The 22,669-nt window shown below is 37.1% G+C and carries 24 protein-coding genes; 20 read left to right on the top strand and 4 right to left on the bottom strand.

The window, feature by feature from the left end; genetic code table 11:
• Window positions 1-8: 8 nt before the first annotated feature.
• On the top strand, window positions 9-335 hold the full coding sequence (locus tag K8P03_RS04480; RefSeq protein WP_223418699.1) for a PTS sugar transporter subunit IIB: 327 nt from the start codon (window positions 9-11) through the stop codon (window positions 333-335).
• 56 nt (window positions 336-391) lie between these two features.
• Here the strand turns inward: K8P03_RS04480 and K8P03_RS04475 are convergent, their stop codons facing one another.
• Both K8P03_RS04475 and K8P03_RS04470 read right to left on the bottom strand, forming a co-directional pair.
• Window positions 392-952, bottom strand: a complete 561-nt coding sequence (locus K8P03_RS04475) for a chromate transporter (protein WP_223418697.1) — start codon at window positions 950-952, stop codon at window positions 392-394.
• Window positions 945-1,481, bottom strand: coding sequence for a chromate transporter (locus tag K8P03_RS04470; RefSeq protein ID WP_223418695.1), 537 nt, complete (start codon window positions 1,479-1,481; stop codon window positions 945-947). The genes K8P03_RS04475 and K8P03_RS04470 overlap by 8 nt, the downstream gene beginning before the upstream one ends.
• A 262-nt stretch (window positions 1,482-1,743) precedes the next feature.
• Here K8P03_RS04470 and K8P03_RS04465 point away from each other — a divergent pair, with 262 nt between their 5' ends.
• Both K8P03_RS04465 and K8P03_RS04460 read left to right on the top strand, forming a co-directional pair.
• Window positions 1,744-2,586, top strand: a complete 843-nt coding sequence (locus tag K8P03_RS04465; RefSeq protein ID WP_223418693.1) for a hypothetical protein — start codon at window positions 1,744-1,746, stop codon at window positions 2,584-2,586.
• A 111-nt stretch (window positions 2,587-2,697) separates the two neighbouring features.
• Window positions 2,698-3,357 (top strand): HAD family hydrolase, encoded by a 660-nt coding sequence (locus tag K8P03_RS04460; RefSeq protein ID WP_223418691.1) that lies wholly within the window; start codon window positions 2,698-2,700, stop codon window positions 3,355-3,357.
• Window positions 3,358-3,546: 189 nt separating this feature from the next.
• On the opposite strand, the gene larA is transcribed toward K8P03_RS04460, so the two are convergent.
• Together larA and K8P03_RS04450 are read right to left on the bottom strand one after the other, a co-directional pair.
• Window positions 3,547-4,824 (bottom strand): nickel-dependent lactate racemase, encoded by a 1,278-nt coding sequence (gene larA, locus K8P03_RS04455; RefSeq protein ID WP_223418688.1) that lies wholly within the window; start codon window positions 4,822-4,824, stop codon window positions 3,547-3,549.
• Between the two features lie 101 nt (window positions 4,825-4,925).
• The gene (locus K8P03_RS04450) at window positions 4,926-6,269 is read right to left on the bottom strand and encodes an MATE family efflux transporter (protein WP_223418685.1); all 1,344 of its coding nucleotides are present in this window, start codon (window positions 6,267-6,269) and stop codon (window positions 4,926-4,928) included.
• 85 nt (window positions 6,270-6,354) lie between these two features.
• Here K8P03_RS04450 and K8P03_RS04445 point away from each other — a divergent pair, with 85 nt between their 5' ends.
• The 17 genes from K8P03_RS04445 to K8P03_RS04365 all read left to right on the top strand — a co-directional run bounded on the left by K8P03_RS04445 (window position 6,355) and on the right by K8P03_RS04365 (window position 22,636).
• Window positions 6,355-6,957: a sugar O-acetyltransferase gene (locus K8P03_RS04445; RefSeq protein WP_223418683.1), complete on the top strand. Its 603-nt coding sequence runs from the start codon at window positions 6,355-6,357 to the stop codon at window positions 6,955-6,957.
• 178 nt (window positions 6,958-7,135) lie between these two features.
• Window positions 7,136-9,013 (top strand): BglG family transcription antiterminator, encoded by a 1,878-nt coding sequence (locus K8P03_RS04440; protein WP_223418680.1) that lies wholly within the window; start codon window positions 7,136-7,138, stop codon window positions 9,011-9,013.
• Between the two features lie 27 nt (window positions 9,014-9,040).
• A complete protein-coding gene (locus K8P03_RS04435) occupies window positions 9,041-10,018 on the top strand; it encodes a N(4)-(beta-N-acetylglucosaminyl)-L-asparaginase (protein WP_223418678.1) in 978 nt (325 codons plus the stop codon).
• Window positions 10,019-10,026: 8 nt separating this feature from the next.
• Window positions 10,027-10,347: a PTS lactose/cellobiose transporter subunit IIA gene (locus K8P03_RS04430; protein WP_223418676.1), complete on the top strand. Its 321-nt coding sequence runs from the start codon at window positions 10,027-10,029 to the stop codon at window positions 10,345-10,347.
• Window positions 10,340-10,924: an RDD family protein gene (locus tag K8P03_RS04425; protein WP_223418674.1), complete on the top strand. Its 585-nt coding sequence runs from the start codon at window positions 10,340-10,342 to the stop codon at window positions 10,922-10,924. The genes K8P03_RS04430 and K8P03_RS04425 overlap by 8 nt, the downstream gene beginning before the upstream one ends.
• 2 nt (window positions 10,925-10,926) lie before the next feature.
• The gene (locus tag K8P03_RS04420; protein ID WP_223418671.1) at window positions 10,927-11,253 is read left to right on the top strand and encodes a PTS sugar transporter subunit IIB; all 327 of its coding nucleotides are present in this window, start codon (window positions 10,927-10,929) and stop codon (window positions 11,251-11,253) included.
• A gap of 2 nt (window positions 11,254-11,255) precedes the next feature.
• A complete protein-coding gene (locus K8P03_RS04415) occupies window positions 11,256-12,608 on the top strand; it encodes a PTS sugar transporter subunit IIC (RefSeq protein WP_223418669.1) in 1,353 nt (450 codons plus the stop codon).
• A 20-nt stretch (window positions 12,609-12,628) separates the two neighbouring features.
• Window positions 12,629-13,141 (top strand): GrdB-related putative oxidoreductase, encoded by a 513-nt coding sequence (locus K8P03_RS04410; protein WP_223418667.1) that lies wholly within the window; start codon window positions 12,629-12,631, stop codon window positions 13,139-13,141.
• Window positions 13,142-13,149: 8 nt separating this feature from the next.
• On the top strand, window positions 13,150-14,145 hold the full coding sequence (locus tag K8P03_RS04405) for a hypothetical protein (RefSeq protein WP_223418665.1): 996 nt from the start codon (window positions 13,150-13,152) through the stop codon (window positions 14,143-14,145).
• Between the two features lies 1 nt (window position 14,146).
• Entirely contained in the window at window positions 14,147-15,208 is a 1,062-nt protein-coding gene (locus tag K8P03_RS04400; protein WP_223418663.1) for a M42 family metallopeptidase, read from the top strand.
• Window positions 15,205-16,311 carry a Sapep family Mn(2+)-dependent dipeptidase gene (locus K8P03_RS04395; RefSeq protein ID WP_223418660.1) on the top strand — a complete coding sequence of 369 codons (1,107 nt, stop codon included), beginning with the start codon at window positions 15,205-15,207 and terminating at the stop codon, window positions 16,309-16,311. Before K8P03_RS04400 ends, K8P03_RS04395 begins: the two co-directional genes overlap by 4 nt.
• Before the next feature lies 1 nt (window position 16,312).
• Window positions 16,313-17,206 carry a DUF7916 family protein gene (locus tag K8P03_RS04390; protein WP_223418658.1) on the top strand — a complete coding sequence of 298 codons (894 nt, stop codon included), beginning with the start codon at window positions 16,313-16,315 and terminating at the stop codon, window positions 17,204-17,206.
• Between the two features lie 230 nt (window positions 17,207-17,436).
• Complete coding sequence (locus tag K8P03_RS04385; protein ID WP_223418656.1) at window positions 17,437-19,314, top strand: BglG family transcription antiterminator; 1,878 nt, start codon at window positions 17,437-17,439, stop codon at window positions 19,312-19,314.
• 4 nt (window positions 19,315-19,318) lie between these two features.
• Window positions 19,319-19,648 (top strand): PTS lactose/cellobiose transporter subunit IIA, encoded by a 330-nt coding sequence (locus tag K8P03_RS04380; protein WP_223418654.1) that lies wholly within the window; start codon window positions 19,319-19,321, stop codon window positions 19,646-19,648.
• Window positions 19,648-19,965: a PTS cellobiose transporter subunit IIB gene (locus K8P03_RS04375; RefSeq protein ID WP_223418652.1), complete on the top strand. Its 318-nt coding sequence runs from the start codon at window positions 19,648-19,650 to the stop codon at window positions 19,963-19,965. The genes K8P03_RS04380 and K8P03_RS04375 overlap by 1 nt, the downstream gene beginning before the upstream one ends.
• 8 nt (window positions 19,966-19,973) lie before the next feature.
• Window positions 19,974-21,329 (top strand): glycoside hydrolase family 1 protein, encoded by a 1,356-nt coding sequence (locus K8P03_RS04370; RefSeq protein ID WP_223418649.1) that lies wholly within the window; start codon window positions 19,974-19,976, stop codon window positions 21,327-21,329.
• The gene (locus K8P03_RS04365; protein WP_223418646.1) at window positions 21,326-22,636 is read left to right on the top strand and encodes a PTS sugar transporter subunit IIC; all 1,311 of its coding nucleotides are present in this window, start codon (window positions 21,326-21,328) and stop codon (window positions 22,634-22,636) included. Before K8P03_RS04370 ends, K8P03_RS04365 begins: the two co-directional genes overlap by 4 nt.
• Window positions 22,637-22,669 lie beyond the last annotated feature (33 nt).

The raw sequence follows: 22,669 nt of genomic DNA, 5'->3' as shown, positions 1-22,669 counted from the left end.
AGATTAATATGAGTGAAAAATTAGACATAGTGCTTTGCTGTTCAGCAGGAATGAGTACAAGTTTGGTAGTAGAAAAAATGCAAGATGCCGCTAAAGAAAAGGGAATAGATGCTGAAATTAAGGCTGTTCCTGTTTCTAGCGTCGAAGAACTAGATAATTCACACAAGATAGACATCCTTCTTTTAGGACCACAAGTGAAGTTCAAATTAAACGAGCTAAAGGAAGTCTATAAAGACCAAAACACCCTAGTTGACGTCATAAATATGATGGACTATGGAATGATTAACGGCGAAAAAATCCTCACAGATGCCCTAATGGCTTATAAGAAACAATAGCAAAGTAGAAAAACCCAAGTTGATACTTGGGTTTTTCTTTGCCAATTATTAGATTTTTACAAGCCCAAAACTATTCCAAGACCTGCCCCTGCAAGAATTATCCAAAGAGGGCTTAGGTCTTTGAATTTGAATAAAACAAAGCTAAAACCTGCAAAAAGGGCAATTGGAATTGGCCTTATTAGGGAAAGTAGATTTCCTGTTTGACTAAAGGCCGCTGTGTCAAAGAGGGTTATTATTAAAACTGTTGACATTGCTCCTAAAATCAAGCCTGCTGTGGCAGGTCTAAGTGTTGTAAAGGCATCAGCAACTGTCTTTGAGTTTTTGAAGGCCAGGATCATCCTCGCTATTATTAAAATTATTATAATGGGTCCTGTTACAAGAGATAAGGTTGCGAGAATGCCACCGATTGGTCCATAGGCCTTAATGCCGGCGTAGGTTGCCATGTTGATGCCAATAGCCCCCGGGGTTGATTCAGAGACCGCTATCATATCTAGGAGCTCTTCGCCCGTAAAATACCCATATTTTTCGCCCATTTCCTGAAGGAAAGGAATGGTTGCCATTCCCCCGCCAACGGCAAAAAGTCCTGTTTTGAAAAATTCCCACATCATCCTAAGCATTTCTAAACCTCCCCAAAACAATTCCTAAAAGCCCAACTCCAATTACAATTAGAACTGGAGAAATGTTTAAAACTCCAATAGCCAAAAAAGTTAGGAGAAATACAGCAAATTTCCCAAAGCTTTTAGCATTTTTCCTGACCATTTTTATTACCGAATACAAAACCAGGGCACAAACCGCAATCCTAATGCCTACAAAGGCGTGCTGGATGGCTTCAATATGAGAAAAGTTTTCCAAAAATTTTGAAATAAGGGTTATGATTATTATAGAAGGTGTGATAAAACCAAGACTTGCCACAAGACCCCCAATGTTTTTTGCCATCTTGTAGCCGCAAAAAGTCGCTGTATTTATAGCGATTATCCCAGGTGTGGACTGGCCAATTGCATAATAATCTAGGATTTCTTCGCTGGTTGCCCATTTTTTCTTCTCAACAACTTCTCTTTCAAGAATTGGCAGCATGGCATAGCCACCACCAAAGGTCATAAAACCAATTTTTACAAAAGATATATAAAGATCTAATAAAATGTTCATAATTTTCCTTTCTATTTCTTATGGCTATTATATAACAATCCCGAAAAATTATAAAGCAAAGTATTTTTTCAAAAAAATCCCTATTTTGCAATAAAAAACAATTATTTTACTAAGGTTACAAAAATAATACAAAAATACAGGTTTTATCCGAGAATTGACAAGGTTTTCAAGGATTAAGTAACAAAATCGTAACATTTTTGTTGACAAAATGGTAATTATGGGTTAGAATATAAAATGTTGTAAGATTAAAGGAGAAAAAATTATGAATTTTAAATATATATTAACTGGCCTAGTAACGGCTTCTGCCCTGGCTATGGTAAGCCCGGCTATGGCTGATGAAGACGCTAATACTAGCCAAACAGAAACAGAAAATTATGAACTTGTCGAATATGACTCAACCAACCTTGATGACCTAATCAAAAGCATGGACACTGAAGTTTTTCATGAAGAAACAAAGCTTGTCCAAACTCCTTACAAAGGCGAAAATACTCTTGAAGTAAAGGAAGAAGAAAAAGATCCTGGTCATCCTGATCGTGTTGAAATCACCGGTTCAAATAGAAATGCAACAGGCAACAATGAGGAACCTGGAAGACTATCTTGGAGAAATTACAGACAAGGCGATTTAGCAAATTTTGACATAAGAACAAAAAACCCTGATCATATCACAGGTGCATACATAGATAAGTTCTTAGAAAAGCGTGGCCACTACACCCCACTTAAGGGCTATGGCGACACTATTTTAAAGCTTTCAGAAAAATACGGCATCAACGTAGGAATCTTTATGGGCCAAATCGCTAAGGAAACTACCTTTGGAATGAACTCAGGCGGCGGCAAATACAATTTCGGTTGCATCCGCTACTACAAAAATGGTTTTGGTGGAGAATGGCCACCTGCCTATATCGGTCGTTCACCATGGGTAAACCCACCAACAGTTGAGGACGGGATTGAAGTTACTTTCAAACTCATGAGAAAAGCCTATGCGGACAAGGGATATACAACCTACAAGTCTTTCATAAATCGCTATTCTCCAGCATTTGAGAATAACCATAGGTCTTTTGAGCAACTAGTAGCAGGAACTATGAACGCCCTAAATATAGCATATTAATTTTAAACCAGCCTAGAAAATCGGGCTGGTTTTTTAGTCTATTTTTTGCCTTTATAGAAGAAAACATATAAGATATATAGAGAAGGAAAACCCAGTTAAGAAAGGAAAATAATGAAAAAACTAATTTTTGATGTTGACGGGACAATTTTAGATTCTATGCACATTTGGATTGAGCCACAAAACAGGCTTTTTTCAAAGTACGGCTTTACTCTAGAAGATCTTAAAAAGGAAGAAAAGGGCAAGATTGAGGCCCTATCAGTTGAGGCAATGTGCCAATATATAGTAGATGAAATAGCCAAAGACATGACCTTTGACCAGGTTAGGCAGTATTTTGAAGATGTAATCTACGACGCCTACAAGGATAACCTAATGCCAAAGCCTGGCAATCTCGAAATCCTGAAAAAATTAAAGGATGCAGGCTTTTCTATGTCAGTTGCCTCATCCACCCCATATATCTACCTAGAAATGGCCCTAAAAAGACTAGGAATCTACGATTACTTCGATTTTTTCGCCACACCTGACCTTTTGGATATGCGAAAATCAGACCCTGCCTTCTGGCAATATTCAATTAAAAAACACGGAGCTAAGCCTTCTGACTGCGTTCTTTTTGACGATGCCCTTTATGCTATAAAGGCCGCCAAAAAAGAAGGAATCATGACCGTAGGCCTTGAAGATTTCCCTTGGAATGAAAAAGAATGGGAATATATCATGGAAAAAGCCGACCTCACCCTGCCTACAATCGCAGATATGGATATAAATAAATTTATGTAATAAAAAAGATGTTTTACTAGAATCTAGTTAAACATCTTTTTATTTTGGAAATAGTAAATAAATCTGTTTTTAAAAGGCTTTTGGGACTTATCTTTAGAAAATATTTCTAAATACCAGGTCTTTTATCAAAGGAATCTTCGCAATATTTTCTCTTTAAAATCTCTACCTTCTAAAAGCATTTTCAAATTCTTATTTTTTCTTGTTAACAATTACAGATACACCATCTGGAACAAAGGCAATCTTAGCATCTTCGCCCTTGATTTCCTTAGCCATTCTGAGAGCTTCCTCAATGTTTTCAGCATAAGTCATGTGCATATCTTCGATTAATTGTCTATTTTCTGGGTCAGTTACAAAGATTACTTTATGACGAACTAAGATTCTTGCAAGAATTTGGATTTCCCATTGGTCTGGAATTGTTTCTTCCATTGGGATTTGAAGGACCCTATCTTCAACATCTTTTGGTGTTGCTGCTTCTTTAAAGGTTTTATAGAAGCTTTCTCCACCATGACCATCGTTACATCTAGAAACCTCGATGATTACTCCATCGTCTGCTGCAGCTGCTTCTGCTGCTGTCATTGATTTTACAGATTGGTAGACGTTTTGATCTAGTGGGTAGCCACCGTTACTTGTAATAGCAATATCTGCGTTAACGCCGTCTATGGTTGATAGGCCTCTAACAAATTCTGTACCCTCATAGTGAGCTTTTACCCTATCGCCTGCAAAGGCATTGATAATTTTCTTTTCAGCGTCGATTACAACGTTAAGAATGAAGGCAAGTTTTGCTTGTTCTGCAGCAAATTCCATGTCTTTGTGGATTGGGTTTTCTTTAAGGATACCTGTTCTTGAATAATCACTTGCTATAAATTTAGAGCAGTGGTTGGCAAGAACTGTTTTTTCGCTGGCAACACCTGGAAGAATTGATTTTCTACCGCCTGAGAAACCTGCGAAGAAGTGTGGTTCGATAAAGCCTTCAGCGATTAGAAGGTCGGTGTTAATTGCGTGTTTGTTTAGAAGTAGTCTTCCGCCTGAAGGAAGAGTATCTAGCTCAACCATGTCTTCATCTACACCAGATTTGTGGACAACAATGTGTTCATTGTCTACAATTTCTTGGCCATATTTTGCAACTAATTCTTCATGAGTAGTTGGCCTATGGAAACCTGTTGCTATAAGGATTGTAATCTCAGCATCTGGGTTGGTTGACCTGATTTCCTCTAGAAGGATTGGCATGGTAATTGCAGATGGAACTGGTCTTGTATGGTCAGACGAAATAATTGTTATGGTTTTCTTTCCTTTTACAAGTTCAGATAATTTCTCTGTACCAATTGGATGTGCAAGGGCATCTCTTACGAGGTCTTCTTGGCTTTTTTCCGCCTTAAAATCTCCTGCTTTGCTGACTAATATATCAGCATCATCGCCAACTTCGAGTTCGATAAATTCTTTGCCGTATGGCAATCTTACTTGTTTCATATTTGATCTCCTTTTCTTCTCTCTTTATTATTTTATATTATAATACTAATTATTGCAAACATTTTCACAATCAATATAAAAAAACTCTTCCGAAGAAGAGTTTAGCCCGCCATATATTTTTTTACTTTCCTGTAAATTAAGGTCATGGCTACAAGACCTTTCATGATAGAAGTCGAACTCATGGCAATCCATACACCATAAACGCCAACAAAAGGCATCAAAACTATGGCAATTGGGATCCTTAGAAGGTTGTTGATTACACCTAGGATGGCTGGAGTCTTGGTATCGCTCATCCCATTGAAACAACCCGCAAGTCCTATTTCAATCGCCATAAAGCCTTGGGAAAGACCCAGGATAAAGAGGTAATTTGCCCCAAGTTCTATGGCTTCCTGACTTTCCGGAGTGAAAAGTTCAAAAAGTTTATGCCTAAAAACAATTAAAACCAAGGTCGCAATGATGCCGATAATCGCAACGAGTCTGAAGGATTCTTTGATAGAACCTTTTACCCTTTCCTTGTTTTCTGCCCCATAATTTTGGGCAACAAGGGCTTGGATACCGACCTGGATACCCTCAGTAGTATTCCAAGAAATTGACTCAAGCTGAGAACCTATGGCACAAACAGCCACAGGTGTTGGCCCGAAAGCTGACATAAACCTATTTAAAACCATAGAAATTGAAGCATGAAATCCAGACAAAAGTGCCGCAGGAAGGCCAAGCCTAAAAATTTCTAGCTGCCAATTTTCCCTATAATCTATATAGGAAATCGCAGATTTTATAATCCCGTCTTTAGAAATCACAACCAAAAAGTAAATCAAAACGACCACAAATTGGCTGATGATAGTAGCAAGAGCCGCTCCCTTTGCCCCCATGTGTGGGAAAGGACCAAGGCCAAAAATCAAAACTGGGTCTAAAACCATGTTGATAGCAAGGCCTACAGCGTTAATCACAAAGGGCGTAAAAGAATCGCCTAGAGATGTGAAAGCCTGAGTAAACATAGGGCCTACAAAAAAGAAAATCATTCCAAGACTTACAACAAAGAAATAATCCTTGGCAGCCATTTCAGCCTCATGACCCAAATTATAAAATTCAATAAAAACATTTTTTACAATGAGGCAAAAAGTAGTGAAAAACAAACCGATGATAATAGCTTGGATAAAACCATTATTAATAATCATCACCGTTTCCTTCTCATTTTGCGAACCAAAGGCCTGGGAAGCATATACACCCATGCCAACTTTTGGTATAAGGACAAGGGAATTGCCTATCCAAAAGATAAAACCAGCTATCCCTACCCCTGCCATAGCCTTAGTACCCAACCTTGCAATCCAAATCGTATCTACAAAGCCATAGGCAATCTGGATAAAGGCTGTAAGGGCCAAAGGAAAAGACAGCTTCAAAAGCGTATGCCTAATATTTCCATGTAATAAATCTATTTTCCTATTCATACCGACTCCTATATATGTAATAACCTTATTATTCTACTAATATTTTACGAATTGTCATTTAATTTATCAAAAGTATATTGATAATATGAAAAACTACGAAAATTTAAAAGCAGGCAAACTTTTTAAGACAGATTCCTACCTAGTCGAAAAACTCACAACCTGCTGGAAAAAATTAGTAAAATTAAATATGGAAACAGACAGAGAAGAAAGAAACAAAATCTGTAAGGAAATCTTTGGATCCTTTGGCAAATCAACAGTCCTCTCACCCTTCAGGTGTGACTACGGAGAAAATGTCTTTATAGGAGACAATTCTTTTATAAACTTCAACGTCTCCATGGTAGACCTGGGGAAAATTAAAATAGGAAACAGGGTCCTCATAGGCCCAGGCACTGGACTTTTCACCGCAATCCACCCCATAGATCCAGAAATAAGAGCCACAGGCATAGAAAAAGGAGCCGACATAAGCCTAGAAGACGACGTTTGGATAGACGGAAACGTCACCATCCTCCCAGGAGTCACTATAGGAGAAGGATCCATAATAGGAGCAGGATCAGTAGTCACCAAAGACATACCTCAAATGTCCATAGCAATTGGAAACCCCGCCAAAGTCGTAAGGGAAATAACAGAAGAAGACAAGAAATATTGGCAAAAAGAATACAAAAATTATCTTGAAGAAGTTGGGGAATAATTTTCAATAATATATTAAAATTCAAAAGGGAAATCCACTGGGTTTCCTCTTTTTTATCCAAATTCATCCTTTTTCCTTACATGGGATTTCAAAACACCTCTCTTCCACAGACTTAAGGAAAATGTTTGTGTGGACCTTATTTCTCTTCTCTACTATAATAAAATTACAAGGTGGTTATATGATTGAGACAAGACTAAAACAAATATTTGACTACCTAACTCTTGACTACGACTACCATACGTCTAAAGAGATAGGCGAAGTGATGGAATTATCTTCTAAAACTATAAGAAAGGAGATAAACCAACTAAATTCAGTAATTAAAGATAAGGGAGCGATAGTTGAATCCAAGCCTGGTAAAGGTTTTATCTTTACAATCAAGGATAAGGATAAATTCAAGCTCTTTTTGAAAAACGACTGGTACAAATATGCCTACTACCAGGAAGAAGATGGAGATAAAAACTTAAGATATATAAATATCCTAAAGACCTTCCTCTTCTCAAATTCCTATATCAAGCAGTTTGAACTAGCCGAAACCTTTCATGTAAGCGAATCCCAAATCAATAAGGACCTGCCTATCGTAAGGCAAATTTTAGAAACTTACAACCTAAACCTTGTAGCAAGACCCTACTACGGTATGAAAGTAGAGGGTAGCGAAAAAAATATAAGGCTTGCTATAAAAAACGAAATCGGAGAAGATCCCCTCCTCTTCGAAGGAGATGTAAATAGGGACCTCTTTAAAAAAATCCAAGATATTATCGAAGAAATGGACTTCGGCGATGACTATTACATGCCTTATGTAAACTTCAAAAACCTAGTCATCCACATTTATATATCAATATTAAGGATTAAGCAAAAGAAATATATAAGCCTAAGTAAGGATTTTGAAAAAAAGGTCGACTCTACAAAAGAATACAAAATAGCAAAAATAATTGTAGATGAACTTGAAGATAAACTTGAGATTAAAATCCCAAAAGAAGAACTAGTCTATATCACCATGCACCTAATAGCCAAAAATACAATAAGAGACCAAGAAAAAATATCCACAGAAATCCTCGAACTATCTCAAAGTATAATCGATGAAATCTACAAGGTCTCCAAATACGATTTTAGGGCAAATATAGACTTCTACTTCTCCCTCGCCATCCACCTAAGCCCCTTGGCAAATAGGATAAAATACGGTTTTGACATGAAAAACCCAATCCTAGATGACATCAAAGAAAACAAAATATCCTACCTTTTGGCAACAATCGGGGCAAATGTGATAAACGAAAAATACCACACAAAACTATCAGAAGATGAGGTTGGCTACATATCCCTCCACATAATGGCAGCTATGAATTCCAACTCTGTAAACCAAAAGAAAATACTCATAATCTGTGGTTCTGGCAACTCCTCAGCCCAGATAATGAAAGCCCAGCTAAACAGGCAATTTAAAGAAAAAATAGATAGCCTAGATACAACTGACCTAAGAAGCCTAAAAAACTTAGACCTAAAAAAATACGACCTAATCATTTCATCAATAAAACTAGACTACGACTTGGAAATTCCTGTGGTTTATGTTGATATAATATTTTCTCAAAATGATTTGGATAATTTAAAGCTAGCTTTTGAAGACAAAAGGCTTGCAAAAATCTACGACTTGTTCAATAATTCTATCTTTATAAGAACTAGTCAGTTTAAAAACAAGTTGGAAATCCTAAAATATATATCAGAATGCATCGAAGAAAAATCTGCAATGAACAAAGACCTTGCCCTTAAGCAATTGAAACAAAGGGAAGATATGGGTTATACCTTGTTTAACCAAATAGCCATCCCCCACATCCTAGACCAGGTTGATGGAGATTCCTATTCCATAATTATTTTCTTAGACAATCCTGTAAAATGGAACGAATCATGCGCCAGACTAGTTTATTCCCTAATTATAGGTAAGGAACTAGCTGATATGAGCCTATATTACGAAAAACTCGGCTTGTTTTTATCAAACCACAAGTCAGTCACAAGGGCTCTTGAAGCAAATAACCAAATGGACTTTATGAACATATTCTTAAACATTTAAGATAAATATAATCTGAAAGGAGAACTTATGTACGCTTTAATCGGAACTTGGAGGATGTCCCTTGAAGGCATAGAAAAAAGCTTAAAAGATTTGGAAAATGGCAAAAGTGCAGCAGATGCCATGACCCAAACCATAAAAGAAGTTGAAGACTTTCCCTATTTTAAATCTGTAGGTTACGGTGGTTTGCCAAATGAAAATATGGAAGTTGAGCTAGACTCAGCCTTTATGGACGGTACTAATTTTAACTTTGGTGCTGTTGCAGGTGTGAAAAATATTAAAAACCCAATCGCTGTCGCAAGGGACTTGTCAAAATTTGATGCCAACAACTTTTTGGTAGGAGCTGGAGCAGAAAAATACGCCGACCAAAACGGTTTTGAAAGGGTAAACATGCTCACAGATAGGGCGAAAATCCATTACAAAAACCGTATCTACCAAGAAAAAAAATTAGCCATGGAAAGAGATCTAAAACCCTATATAGGTCACGATACTGTTGGAGTTTGTGCCCTTGATAAGGACGGCAACATCGCCTGTGGCACATCTACAAGTGGACTTTTTATGAAAAAGCCAGGCAGGGTTGGCGATAGTCCTGTAATTGGATCGGGTCTTTATGCAGACAGTGAAGTTGGAGCCGCCACAGCCACAGGTCTTGGAGAAGACCTTATGAAAGGTTGTATCTCATACGAAATCGTAAGGCTAATGAAAGAAGGAAAAAATGTCCAAGACGCTTGTGATCAAGCAGTGAACAATTTGGATAAAATCCTAAAGAAAAAAAGGGCCAAAAGTGGTGACCTATCGGTAGTAGCCATTGACAAAGACGGGAATTTTGGCGTAGCAACCAACATTGACGGCTTCTCCTTTGTTTATGGAGGAGAAAACCAAGAGGCCAAGGTCTATCTCTGCTATAGAGAAAATGACAAAACCCTCTACAAAGAAGCAAGCTCCGATTGGCTTGATGACTATATGAAAACCAGGACTACACCACTAAAATTATTGGAAGAAGAATAGGAGGAAACATGGAAGATTTAGAATTGATTTGCTTTCAAATCATCTCGCACGCAGGCACAGCCAAATCAAATTATATAGAGGCTATGACCAAGGCAAGAGAAGGTGATTTTAAAAGAGCTTCAGAATTAATTGAGGAAGGGGTTGAGTCTTATAGGCTTGCCCACAAGGCCCACTCTTCCCTAATTACAGAAGAAGCATCTGGTAATAAGGTAGAAGTAGGCTTGCTCCTAATGCACGCCGAAGACCAACTAATAACAACGGAGGTGATAAAATTAATGGCTGAAGAAAATATTCAGCTGATAAAAGAAATTAGGAAAATCGATGAGTAAAAAATCTAAAATAAAAATTGAGGAAGACACAAAAACTGAATATTTTATTAAAAGAGTCTTTGCTTACATGATAGATTGGTACATCTCGGCTGTGTTCTTAAACTTAGCCATCAGACTAAGCTTGATTTTTACAGGACTTGGAGATGAATACGGAGCCTTAGTTACTAGGAGTAATAAGGCAGATGCAATAATAATTGTTATGTCACTAATAATAGCCTTTATATACTATGTACTAATCCCTTACACTTCTAAAACTACCTCCACTATCATGAACAAGGTTATGAAATTTGAAATAGTAAATATGGACGGAAGCAAACCTAGCCTTTTAACCTTAACTAAAAGGTATTTCCTAGGATGTTTCCTCCTTCAAGGCATATTGTATTCGCCTTTTAACACCATAATTCAAACCATATTTCAACACATAAACCACAGTGGAACCAAGAGTTTTGATATAATCCTAGCTTCCGCTATGACCCTTATAATAGCTTATTCATCCTATATGGCCCTAAAAGATAAGAATACTCATCAGACTGTTCAAGACAAGATTTCAAACACTTATGTAAGAAAAAGGAAGTAAACATGAAAAAATTTTATTTATTTTGCAACGCTGGTATGTCTACAAGCCTACTCGCAAGCAAAATGCAAAAAGTAGCCGACCAAAATAACTTGCCTATAGAAGTAAAGGCTTTCCCTGATTCTGAAATGGATACAATAATCAATTCAGAAAATCCGGATGCCATCCTCTTAGGCCCACAAGTACGCCATATTTATGAAAAAACAAAAGAAAAATACGGCCCACTTGGCAAGGTTATAATGCCAATTAATCCTGATGATTACGGCACAATGAACGGCGAGAGAGTCCTCAAAGCAGCAATCTTAGAATACAAGAAAAACGGAGGTAAATAGAAATGTTAAAAAAACTTGATTCTTTCCTATCCCCTATTGCCAACGCCTTATCAAAAAACAAAATTTTAAGTGCGATTAGAGACGGTTTCTTAATTACAACACCAATTGTAATTATCGGTTCTTTATTTTTACTAATTGCCAACTTCCCAATAAACGGCTATGAAGAATTTATGGCTGGTATTTTTGGTGAAGGTTGGGATGCTTATCTTGGCAGAGTAACATCTATAGCCTTTGACTGTATAGCCCTACTATCATCATTTTCTATTGGTTATTGCTACGCTCGTGAAAAAGGCCTAGCTGATAGGGTATCTGCAGCAGCAGTTGCCCTAGTATCCTTCTTGATAGTAACACCACAACAACACCCAGACTTCGTAAACATAGAAGATTCTGAAAAAGTATTCCGTGGTTTCTCTTTTGGAAACTTTGGTACAGCTGGTATCTTCCTATCAATGATAGTAGCAATCATATCTGTAAGCATTTTTACTTGGGCAATTAAGAAAAAACTTGTAATCAAACTACCTGATGGTGTTCCACCAGCAGTAATGGATTCTTTCGCAGCCCTAATACCTGCAGCCCTATCAATGATATTCTTCTTTGTGATAAATATCATCATTTCTCATACATCCTATGAGTACCTACACAACTTAATTTACCAAGTACTTCAAGCACCACTAGTTGGCCTTGGAAGATTTGCCCTATTTGAAGTTATATACCAATTCTTATCAACCCTATTCTGGTTCTTTGGTATTAACGGCCCTGCTGTTACAAACACAGTATTCTCACCAATCCACAAGGCACTTACCCTTGAAAACTACGAAGCAGCCCAAGCTGGTCTAAAAATGACAAACATCTTCACAGCTGGATTCTCAGATTTCTTCTGTAACTTCGGTGGTGGTGGATCAACACTTGGTCTTGTAATAATGATGGCATTCTTAGCTAAATCTGAAAGAATGAAAGTTTTAGGTAGACTATCTCTACCAGCAGGTATCTTTGGAATTAACGAACCAATCATCTTTGGTCTACCAATAGTATTAAACCCAATTATGATAATTCCATTTATCCTATCACCTATTGCAAACACAGTTATAGCTTATCTTGCAACTATCGCAGGTTTCATTCCTATAACATCTGGTATCCAACTACCTTGGACAACTCCAATAGGTTTCTCAGGCTACCTAATCACAGGTACCTTCTCTGCAGTAATCTTGCAGATAGGTTTACTTGCACTCAACATGGCAATCTACTACCCATTCATGAAACTACTAGATAACCAATACCTAGAAGAAGAAAAGAATAAAGTAGAAGAAGTTGACGAAATCGACTCCCTATCATTTGATGATTTAAGCCTAGATTAATTTGTAGAAAGAAGTAACGAATGAAAGTTTTAATGATCTTTGATCAGGGTTTGGCTGGTGCTGGTGGGAAATCAAATCCCAACCAGGAACTAGCTATAGCAAAGGGCGGAATTGGTTCTGCCCTTATGCTAAAACCCCATTTTGATAAAGTTTCCGCTACAATAGTAGCAACCTTATACTGTGGCAACGAATATTTTCTAAACCACAAAAAAGAAGTAGTAATAAAAATGACCAAGATGGCTGAAAAAATAAAACCAGACATAGTTGTTTGTGGGCCATGTTTTAACTTTGAAGACTATGCCCTAATGTCAGCTGAAATTGCACAAAGCATAAAAGAAAACACCGATATTAGTGTAGTAGCAATGATGTCTAAAGAAAACGAAGCTACCATTACAAACTTCAAAGACAAGGTCGACATCCTAAAGATGCCAAAAAAAGGTGGAACAGGACTTAGCGAAAGTTTTGACAACCTAGCTAGCTATATAGATAGCAAGGTCAATGGTGGAGAAATAAATAAGGACCACTTATATTAAAAATTATGATGAAAAATACAATTAAAGAAATCTACGATATTTATTCCGTATCAAGTTTTGAAAGGCCAATTAGCGAATATCTCGAACAAGCTTACAAAGGCTATAGCTATAAAATAGTAAGAGATAAGCTAAATTCAATTTTTTTCAACAAGGAAAATCCAGGTCGCAAAAAAGTTATGATAGCTTTTCCCCTAGATGAATACGGATTAATGGTTAGAGAAATAGAAGATAATGGAAAGGTAAGGTTCGTCCTACTAGAAGATATTTCTCCATTATCTTTTTTAAATCAAAGAGTAAATATAATAACAAGAAACAAAGAAAATATAAAGGGTATCGTAAAGGCGGATGTGAAATTTGCCGAAAATAGTAAGACAAATATTGGTGAAGATGACCTTTATATAGAAGTTTTAGCCCCTAGGGATAAGCTAGAAGAAAAGGTAAAAATAGGCGACCTTGTAAGTTTAGATTCGCCTTTTTATGAAGACGAAGATTTCATCATGGCAAGGTCTCTTAGCCAAAAAATCTTCCAATACATTTCCCTAAATCTTGCTGGAAAAATCAAGGATAAGACCTATCCTTTTGACCTATATGTTGGGGGCATTTCCCAATCAACAATCGGTTTTAGGGGGACAAAAACAGCTACCTACGTAATAAAGCCTGACCTTGCCCTAGCGCTGGCAAGTTTTGAAACTAACGCCTCAAGCCCAAAAATTTCCCTGGCCGATGGACTAATAGTCGGCAAATATGACAAGCAGATGCTCCCAGATAAGAAACTTTTATCTTTTGTAGAAGACAGGTTTGAAAGTAAATCCTACCTCGGTCTTAGGGGCAATGACGGGTCTTTTATCCACAAAACAATTTCTGGAACCCCTAGCCTATCTGTAGGTCTTGCCACAGCAAATATCTCAACAGCCAATGAAATAGTCTTGAAAACCGACATAGAAAAGCTAGAAAATTTCTTGATTGATTTCCTAGATCAAGTTGGCGAATTTTTAGGGGAATAATATGGATTTAGGAAAATTCAAATCCCTAGCAAGCCTTCCCGGCCTAAGCTCTTTTGAAGATAGGGTCGTAAGTCACTTAGAAAAAAACCTAGATGCTAAGGACCTAGAAATTCAAAAAGACGGGATAGGCAGCCTAATAGTAAAAAAGAAAACTAAGGAATCTAAAAATCCTCTAAAACTCATGTTTGCAACCCACATAGATGAAATTGGGTTCTTAGTAGAAGATTTTAGGGGCAATTTTTTGAAACTAAGACCAGTTGGTTCTACCTGGACCCACTTGGTTGTAGGGCAAATTTATCAGTTGATAAATAAGGATGGAAAAAGATATTTTGGAGTCATCTCCTCTCCAGCAACCCACGGCAGGAGCCAAGAAGAGAAATCCAAAACCCTAAGTCAAGATGAACTCTACCTGGATTTGGGTTTGGAAGATGGGGATTTTGATAAATTAAATATAGGGATTGGAGATGAGGTAGTTCCCTATGCTCCAGACCTTGACCTTGCCAACGATAAATTTTTCCTAGAAAAGGCCATCGATAATAGGATTTCTGCCTACCTTGGAGAAGAGGTTTTAGCCTGTGACCTTAAGAATAAAACCGATCTCTACTGGGCCTTTACAGTCCAGGAAGAACCAGGTCTTAGAGGCGCTCGCACAGTTACAGATGTCATTCGTCCAGACCTTGCCTTTGCCATTGACACCACCCTTGCAGGTGATACTATTTTTGACAAAAACTCAGTCAAACTCGGTGGTGGCCTTGTTCTTTCCTTTATAGATTCAAACTCCATTGCCCACAGGGGACTCATGCGTTGGGTGGAAAATTTGTGTGAAGCTAATCATATAAAATACCAATATGCCGTCTTTAACAAGGGTGGAACAGATTCTGGCAATATCCATAAGTCCCTAGATGGAATTATAAATATGAGCCTATCCATTCCGGTAAGATATATGCACACCAACCACACCCTAGCCAACACAGACGATGTAGATAGTTGCCTAAGGCTAGTAAAAATAATTATCGAAAACCTAGATGAAAAAGAATTTGAAAAAATTAAGGATTTGCAATGAAAGAAAAGATTGACCAAATGATCGATTCCCTAAAGGACGATCTAATTTCCGAACTAAGAGAAGTAATAAAAATTCCAAGCAAAAAGGGGAAAGCCACATCTGATGCTCCCTACGGCGAAGCTTGCAAAAAAGTTTTAGAAAAAATAATTGAAATCACTGGCAAAAAGGGTTTTGCCACCAAAAACGTAGACAACCACATGGCCTATTGTTCAATTGGTGAAGGCGATGACTATGTTTGCGCCATGGGCCACCTAGATGTAGTCGATGAAATGCCAGGCTGGAAATACCCTCCTTTTGCCGGAGAAATCCACGAAAACAGGATGTACTCAAGGGGCGCTCTAGACAACAAGGGCCCAATCATGGCAGCCTTTTACGGCCTATATGCCCTAAAAAAATTAGGTGTAAACTTCAACAAGGAATTTAGGATTGTCTTTGGCTCTGATGAAGAAAGTGGCATGGCAGACCTCAAATATTACCTTACCAAGGAAAAACCACCTATAATGGGCTTTTCCCCAGACAACAAATTCCCAGCCATCTACGGAGAAAGGGCCAGGGCCAAAGTCGCCCTAAGGGGAGATTTTGACCACTTTGAAGATTTCCTAAACAAAAAAATCTTTGCCGGCGACCCAATTATAAACCTGGGTATAAATATCAGCGATCAAGACTTTGGTAGGATGATTTTAAGGGGCAAGAAAATTTTTAGGGATAAAGATGAATATGGTATAGAATTTAGCCTTTCCATGCCTATTTGCGACAAGGATTATGTCCTAAAACAAATCGAGGAAAACGCCCTTGGTCTTAAAGTAAGTCTAATATCCTACGAAAAAGCCTTCCTAGAAGATAAAAATTCTGCCCTAGTGAGAATTTTAAATGATGCCTATAATGATTTTGTAGGTGCAAATGAAAAGCCAACCACAACCACAGGCATGACCTATGCTCATTTTTGCCCAAATATAATTCCTTTTGGCCCATCATTCCCAGGTCAAAACGGAATTGCCCACCTCCCAAACGAGTGGATGGACATAGACGATTTGATAAAATGTGCAAAAATCTACGCCTACGCCTTTTATAAAATAAACGAAAATTTCAATAAAGGAGAATAAAATGAAAAGATTAATAAGTTCTAACGCCTCAGACCTATGTGCCTATACTGCGAAGGAACTCAAACAAAGTATCAAGGCAAGCGAAGGCAGGACAGTCTGCGCAGAAAATGTTGCCGTCAGAGAAGCCTTCATAGGAGATATAACCGGAGCAGAAATTGCAACAGCCTTTGGCGCCGACCTCATCCTCCTAAACGCAGTTGATGTCCAAGAACCAAAGCTAGCCGGTATTGAAAACCAATCCGATTTTGTAAATGAACTAAAAAAACTTGTCGGTAGACCTATCGGAGTTAACCTCGAACCAGTAGACCCAGATGCCAAAATGATGGAAAATACCCTAGCTATTTCCAAGGGCAGGACTGTAAACAAAGATAGTTTAGATGCCCTTGATAAGCTTGGCATGGACTTTTTATGCCTAACAGGCAATCCTGGCACAGGCGTTACCAACAAAACCATATCTGAAGCCATAAAACTAGCCAAGGAAAATTTCTCAGGCCTAATTATAGCAGGTAAGATGCACTCATCAGGAGTTGACGAACCTGTAACCAGCAAGGAAACCATAGAAACCTTCATCAGGGCAGGCGCAGATATAATCCTAGTTCCAGCAGTCGGCACAGTTCCAGGATTTGACAGCGATGATCTCAAAGAAGCTGTAAAAGTTGCCCATGCCAACGATGCCCTAGTAATGACAGCTATCGGCACCAGCCAAGAAGGCTCTAGCAAGGAAACAATCAGACAAATCGCTATCGCCAACAAAATCTGTGGCGTAGATATCCAACACATAGGAGATGCCGGCTACGGAGGCCTTGCCCCAGTAGAAAACATCTTCGAACTAAGCCTAGCCATCAGAGGCATCAGACACACAGTATCCATGGTTGCAAGGTCTGTTAATAGGTAAAATATATTAATTTGTAAATCTCTCGAAAGTTGTCTTGTAAACTTCTTTCGAGAGATTTTTATTTCCATAATAAAAAAATCTCAGCTTAATAAGCCGATTCTCAATTAAGTCTCCAACTCATAATTAATTTGCCTTACTACTTCGATACAATAAACTTACCTACATATAAAGAAAATGTTTGAGTGGAGGTTTAGTGATTTTTTTACTATAATGAAATAAAGGGTGATAAAATGATTGAAACAAGAATAAAAGAAGTCTTTGATTTTCTGACAAGAGATTATGACTACCATAGCTCAGAAGAAATTGGACAGGCTCTCGAGCTAAGTAAAAAAACTGTACAAAAAGAAATATCAATCCTAAATTCATACATCGAGAAAAATGGTGCTATTGTCGTATCTGAGCCAGGAAAGGGATACCAATTTAAAATCTTAAATGAGCATAAGTTCAAAAACTTTTTAAAGCATGATTGGTACAAATACGCCTACTTCCATCAAGAAAACCCAAACAAGGATTTTAGGATAGAAAGCATATTGAAACTTCTTTTGTTTTCAAATTCCTTTATTAAACAACAAGAACTTGCTGATATGTTTTATGTATCTCCTTCTCAAATCAACAAAGATCTAAAAAAAGTTAGGAAACTCTTAGGAGCTTATAAGATTGACCTAATCAGCAAACCTTATTACGGCATGAAAATAAAGGGAAATGAAAAAGAAATAAGACGTGCCATAAGAAATGAAATAGGCGAAGACCCATCGATTTTTGGTAAAGATGAAGAAAAGAAACTTTTTAGCAAAATCCAATCCATAATTGATGGCATTAGCTTTCCTGAATCTTTCTATATGCCCTATGCTAATTTCAAAAATCTTGTAATCCATATCTATATTTCTATTCTCCGTATTAAAAATGGAAAATATATAGAAATATCCGATGAGCTATCAAAGAGAGTAGTCTCTCATGAAGAATTTGACACTGCTAATATGGTTGTTAAGGAACTTTCAGACAAATTAGATATAAAATTTCCGGAAGAAGAAATCCTCTACCTAACCATGCACCTTATTAGCAAAAACGCTGTTACAAACTATGAGAAAGTATCACCAGAAATCTCTGAGCTTGCCCAGAAGATGATAGATGAAATCTACAAAGTCAGCAAATACGACTTTAGATCAAATATCGACCTCTTCTTTGCCCTAGCCCTCCACCTAGGTCCACTAATAGAAAGATTAAGGTATGGACTAACAATGAATAATCCAATCCTTGCTGATATAAAAGAAAATCAAATATCCTTTATGTTGGCGACTATAGCTACCACTCCCATAAATCAAACCTATAACACCAAGGTATCCGATGATGAAATTGGATATCTTGCCTTGCACCTTGCAAGCGCCATGGAAAATAATACCCAGCAGAAAAGGGATATTCTAATTGTTTGTGGATCTGGAAATGCTTCAGCTCAGATAATGAAAACACAAATCGAAAAAAAATACATGAGCCAAATCTCAAGCCTAAGCTTAACTGACTTAAGCAAATTAAAGCTATACAAGCTTGATAATTTTGACTTCATAGTATCATCTGTCCCAATCAAAGAAAAAACTAAAACACCAATTGTTTATGTGGATGTAATTTTTAAGCAACAAGACTTTTTGAAAATAGATGATGCCATTAAAGTAAGCGACTTTACTGAGATAGACTCCATATTTGCTAATTCAGTATTCATAAGAGATATAGACATCAAAGATATGGACGAAGCCTTAGATATCCTAGCAAATATTGTTACCGAAAAAACTGATTTAAGCTTTTCAAATATCAAACACCAATACCTACAAAGAGAAGAAATGGCCTTTACTTCCTATGGAAACATAGCCTTGCCCCATATATTTGAGCAAGTAGACGGCGAGACCTTTTCAATAATTCTAATTCCAAAAAAGCAAATAAATCGGAATGAGAATAAGGTCAAGATAATATTTTCTTTAATAATTGGACATACAAATGGTGACCTAAGTATATACTACGATAAATTAGGCGATTACTTAAACAATTTTGACCTTATAAAAAAATCTGCAGAAGCAAATAATATTAAAGAATTTCAGAAAATATTTTTGGAGGGATAAAAAAATGGATAATGAAAAAATATATGAAGTAGCCTTTCAAATCATAGTCCACGCTGGCGAAAGCCGATCACTATCATCAGAAGCTATGGATGCAGCGGAAAACTACGATTTTGAAAAGGCAGAGGATTTACTAAACAAAGCCAACCAGGAATTCCTTAATTGCCATGAAATACAAACGGAATTGTTGACAAATGAAGCAAATGGCGAAAAAAATGATATAAACGTGATTTTAATCCATTCTCAAGACCATTTAACTATGGCTACCATGGCCATGGATAATGCAAAAAGGCTAATAGGATTATATAAAAAAATTAAAATTTTGGAGGATAAATAATGAAAAAAGTAATGTTGATTTGTAATGCAGGTATGAGTTCGTCTTTAATGGCAAAAAAAGTTACAGAACAATTAGAAAAAGACGGCAAGGACATCATAGTTGATGCAACAACAAGTAGCGACAGCGACAAAGTCCTAACTGGTGATAAATATGACATGGTCCTTGTTAGTCCACAAATCAGAATGTACTTTGATGCCTACAAGGAAAAAGCAGACAAAAATGGCAAGGCCATAGCCCAAGTTCCATTTAATGCCTATGCTCCAACTCCAGCGGGCATCAAAAATATGGAAAATATTATCTTAGAAAATATTAAATAGGAGAAATAATGGAAAAACAATTAATGTGGGGCAACTCCACATCTTCCATGCAAACCGAAGGCGCTTTTGATTTAGATGGTAAGGGCAAGTCTGTCTATGACATTAGGGAGGCTAGCGAAAACCAAAGTGATTGGAAGGTTGCCATAGACGAATACCATAGGTATGAAGAAGATATAAGACTTATGAAGGAAATGGGATCCAATTCATACAGGTTCCAGATCTCCTGGTCAAGAGTTTTGCCAAAGGGTTATGGAGAAGTTAACGAAAAAGGATTAGAATTTTACGATAAATTAATTTCGTGCCTAGAAAAATACCAAATTGAACCAATTATTTGTTTATACCACTTTGATATGCCTTTATATTTGAGCGAAAAATACAATGGATTTTCTTCAAAAAAGGTAATTGATTATTTCTTCGAATTTTCAAAAATAATAATTGACAGGTACCACAAAAGAGTAAAGTATTGGCTAACCTTTAATGAGCACAACCTTTATTCCTCTGATTTTGCCCTAACCATAGCAGGCAGCAATCTAGAAGTTAACCCTAAAAACATCCACCAAGTCCAATACAATACCTTGATTGGCCATGGAAGGGTGGCCAAGTATATCCACGAAAATTATAAGGATTTAAAAATCGGTGGCATGTTAGCCTACACCACCTACTACCCATATTCGTCAAAACCAGAAGACAATTATATAAGAAATGCCTATGAAGACTTTGATTACAACTTATATTTAAATGTCTTCACCCAAAAAGGCTATATGAACACCTTTAAGGCCTACCTAGAGAAAAATAATATCATCCTAGAGAAAACCGACAAAGAAGAAGAAATCATCAATAATATAGAAAGTGATTTTATAGCCTTCTCATATTACAGGTCAGCAACACTTAAATACCAAGGAAAAGACTATAATCCTTTAAATACCGATGTTTTTGTAAATAACGACTATCTTGATAGGAATGAATGGAATTGGGAGATTGACCCAAAAGGATTAGAAATCGCAATGTTAGATATCTACAACAGGACCAACCTACCAGTATTCATAGTCGAAAACGGTATAGGTCTAAGGGAAGAACTTACTGAAGACGAATTTATAGAAGATGACCAAAGGATAGCCTACCTAAAAGGTCACTTTGATGCTATGGCAGAAGCTATGGATAAAGGTGTTGAATGTATGGGCTACTTGGGTTGGGGATTTATTGACATACTCTCTTCATCAGGAAACATGGACAAAAGATATGGTGTTGTATATGTAAATAGGGACAACCACGACTTAAAAGACTTAAGAAGGATAAAAAAGAAAAGTTTTGCTTATGTTAAGCAAGTATTTGAATCTAACGGAAAGGAAAGAAAAATAAAATGACAGAAAAAAATAAAAAATCATTCGTTGACAAGCTCTCTGAAGCTAGTATGAAATTCGGTTCACAAATCCACCTAAAATCTCTAAGAGATGCATTCGCAATTATGCTACCACTATTTATAATTGCAGGTATAGCAGTATTAATCAACGCTGTAATCCTACCAAAAATATTAACTGAAGCTCAAATGGCAGTTGCCTCTTACTGGGCAGTCTCAGTTGCAAATGCAACCTTAAGCATATCAGGATTGTTAATCTGTGGTATAGTCGCCTATACACTTTCAGTAAATAAGGGCTTTGAACATTCTATTACAGCAGTAATGATTGCCATAGCATCACTTATTGTAATGATGCCTCAAACAATAGATGTAACAGGAGCAAACGGAGAGGTTGTCCAAGCTGGAGGCATCCTATCCTATGGCAACCTCGGCACAAACTCCATGTTCGGTGGAATCATCATGGGCCTTCTTGCTACAGAATTATTCATTAGGCTTTCAAATATCAAAGCAATTAAAATTAATATAGGCGGAGATGTACCTCCAGCAGTAAACAACTCCTTTAACAACCTAATACCAGTAATATTAACCCTTCTTATATTCTCAGTCCTATCATTTGTGCTATACTACTTCTTCCAAGTAGATCTAATAACACTAATAGCAACAATGATCCAAGAGCCATTAAGAAAAGTTAACACATCGCTCCTTGGTACAATCCTAATCTACAGCCTAGGTAACCTAATATTTACTTTTGGTATCCACCAAGCTGTAATATATTCAACAATCCTAGAACCATTACTACTAGTAAACATCAACGAAAACATGGAAGCAGCAAGAGCAGGCCTTGAAATCCCACACATAATGAACCTAAGCTTGGTACAATGCTATGGTCTTATAGGTGGATCTGGTTCAACAATCTGCTTACTAATTGCAGTATTCCTATTCTTTAGGAAAAACAAACAATACAGACAAATTGGTGAATTATCAGTCCTTCCAGGCTTATTCAACATCAACGAACCAATCATCTTCGGTTTACCAATCGTATTCAACCTACCAATGATGATTCCTTTTGTACTAGTCCCAGCAATGGGTATTCTAATAAGCTACACAGCAACAGCCATAGGCTTTATGAATAAGGCAAGCGTACTAGTTCCATGGACAACTCCACCATTATTAAATGCATACCTAGCAACAGGTGCAGATTTTAGAGCTGTTCTTGTTCAACTAGTAGTTATAGCCCTTGGGGTATTAATCTACCTACCATTCTTAAGGATAAGTGCTAAAACTCTTGAAAAACAAGCAGAACTAGAACAATAAAATTAGAAAAATGAACCTTGTAACATAATGCTA

The organism is Anaerococcus murdochii (assembly GCF_019957155.1).
In the GTDB taxonomy this organism is placed as follows: Bacteria; Bacillota; Clostridia; order Tissierellales; family Peptoniphilaceae; genus Anaerococcus; species Anaerococcus murdochii.
The sequence above is the reverse complement of the archived record's forward strand: the minus strand, read 5'-3'. Positions and strand labels throughout refer to the sequence as shown.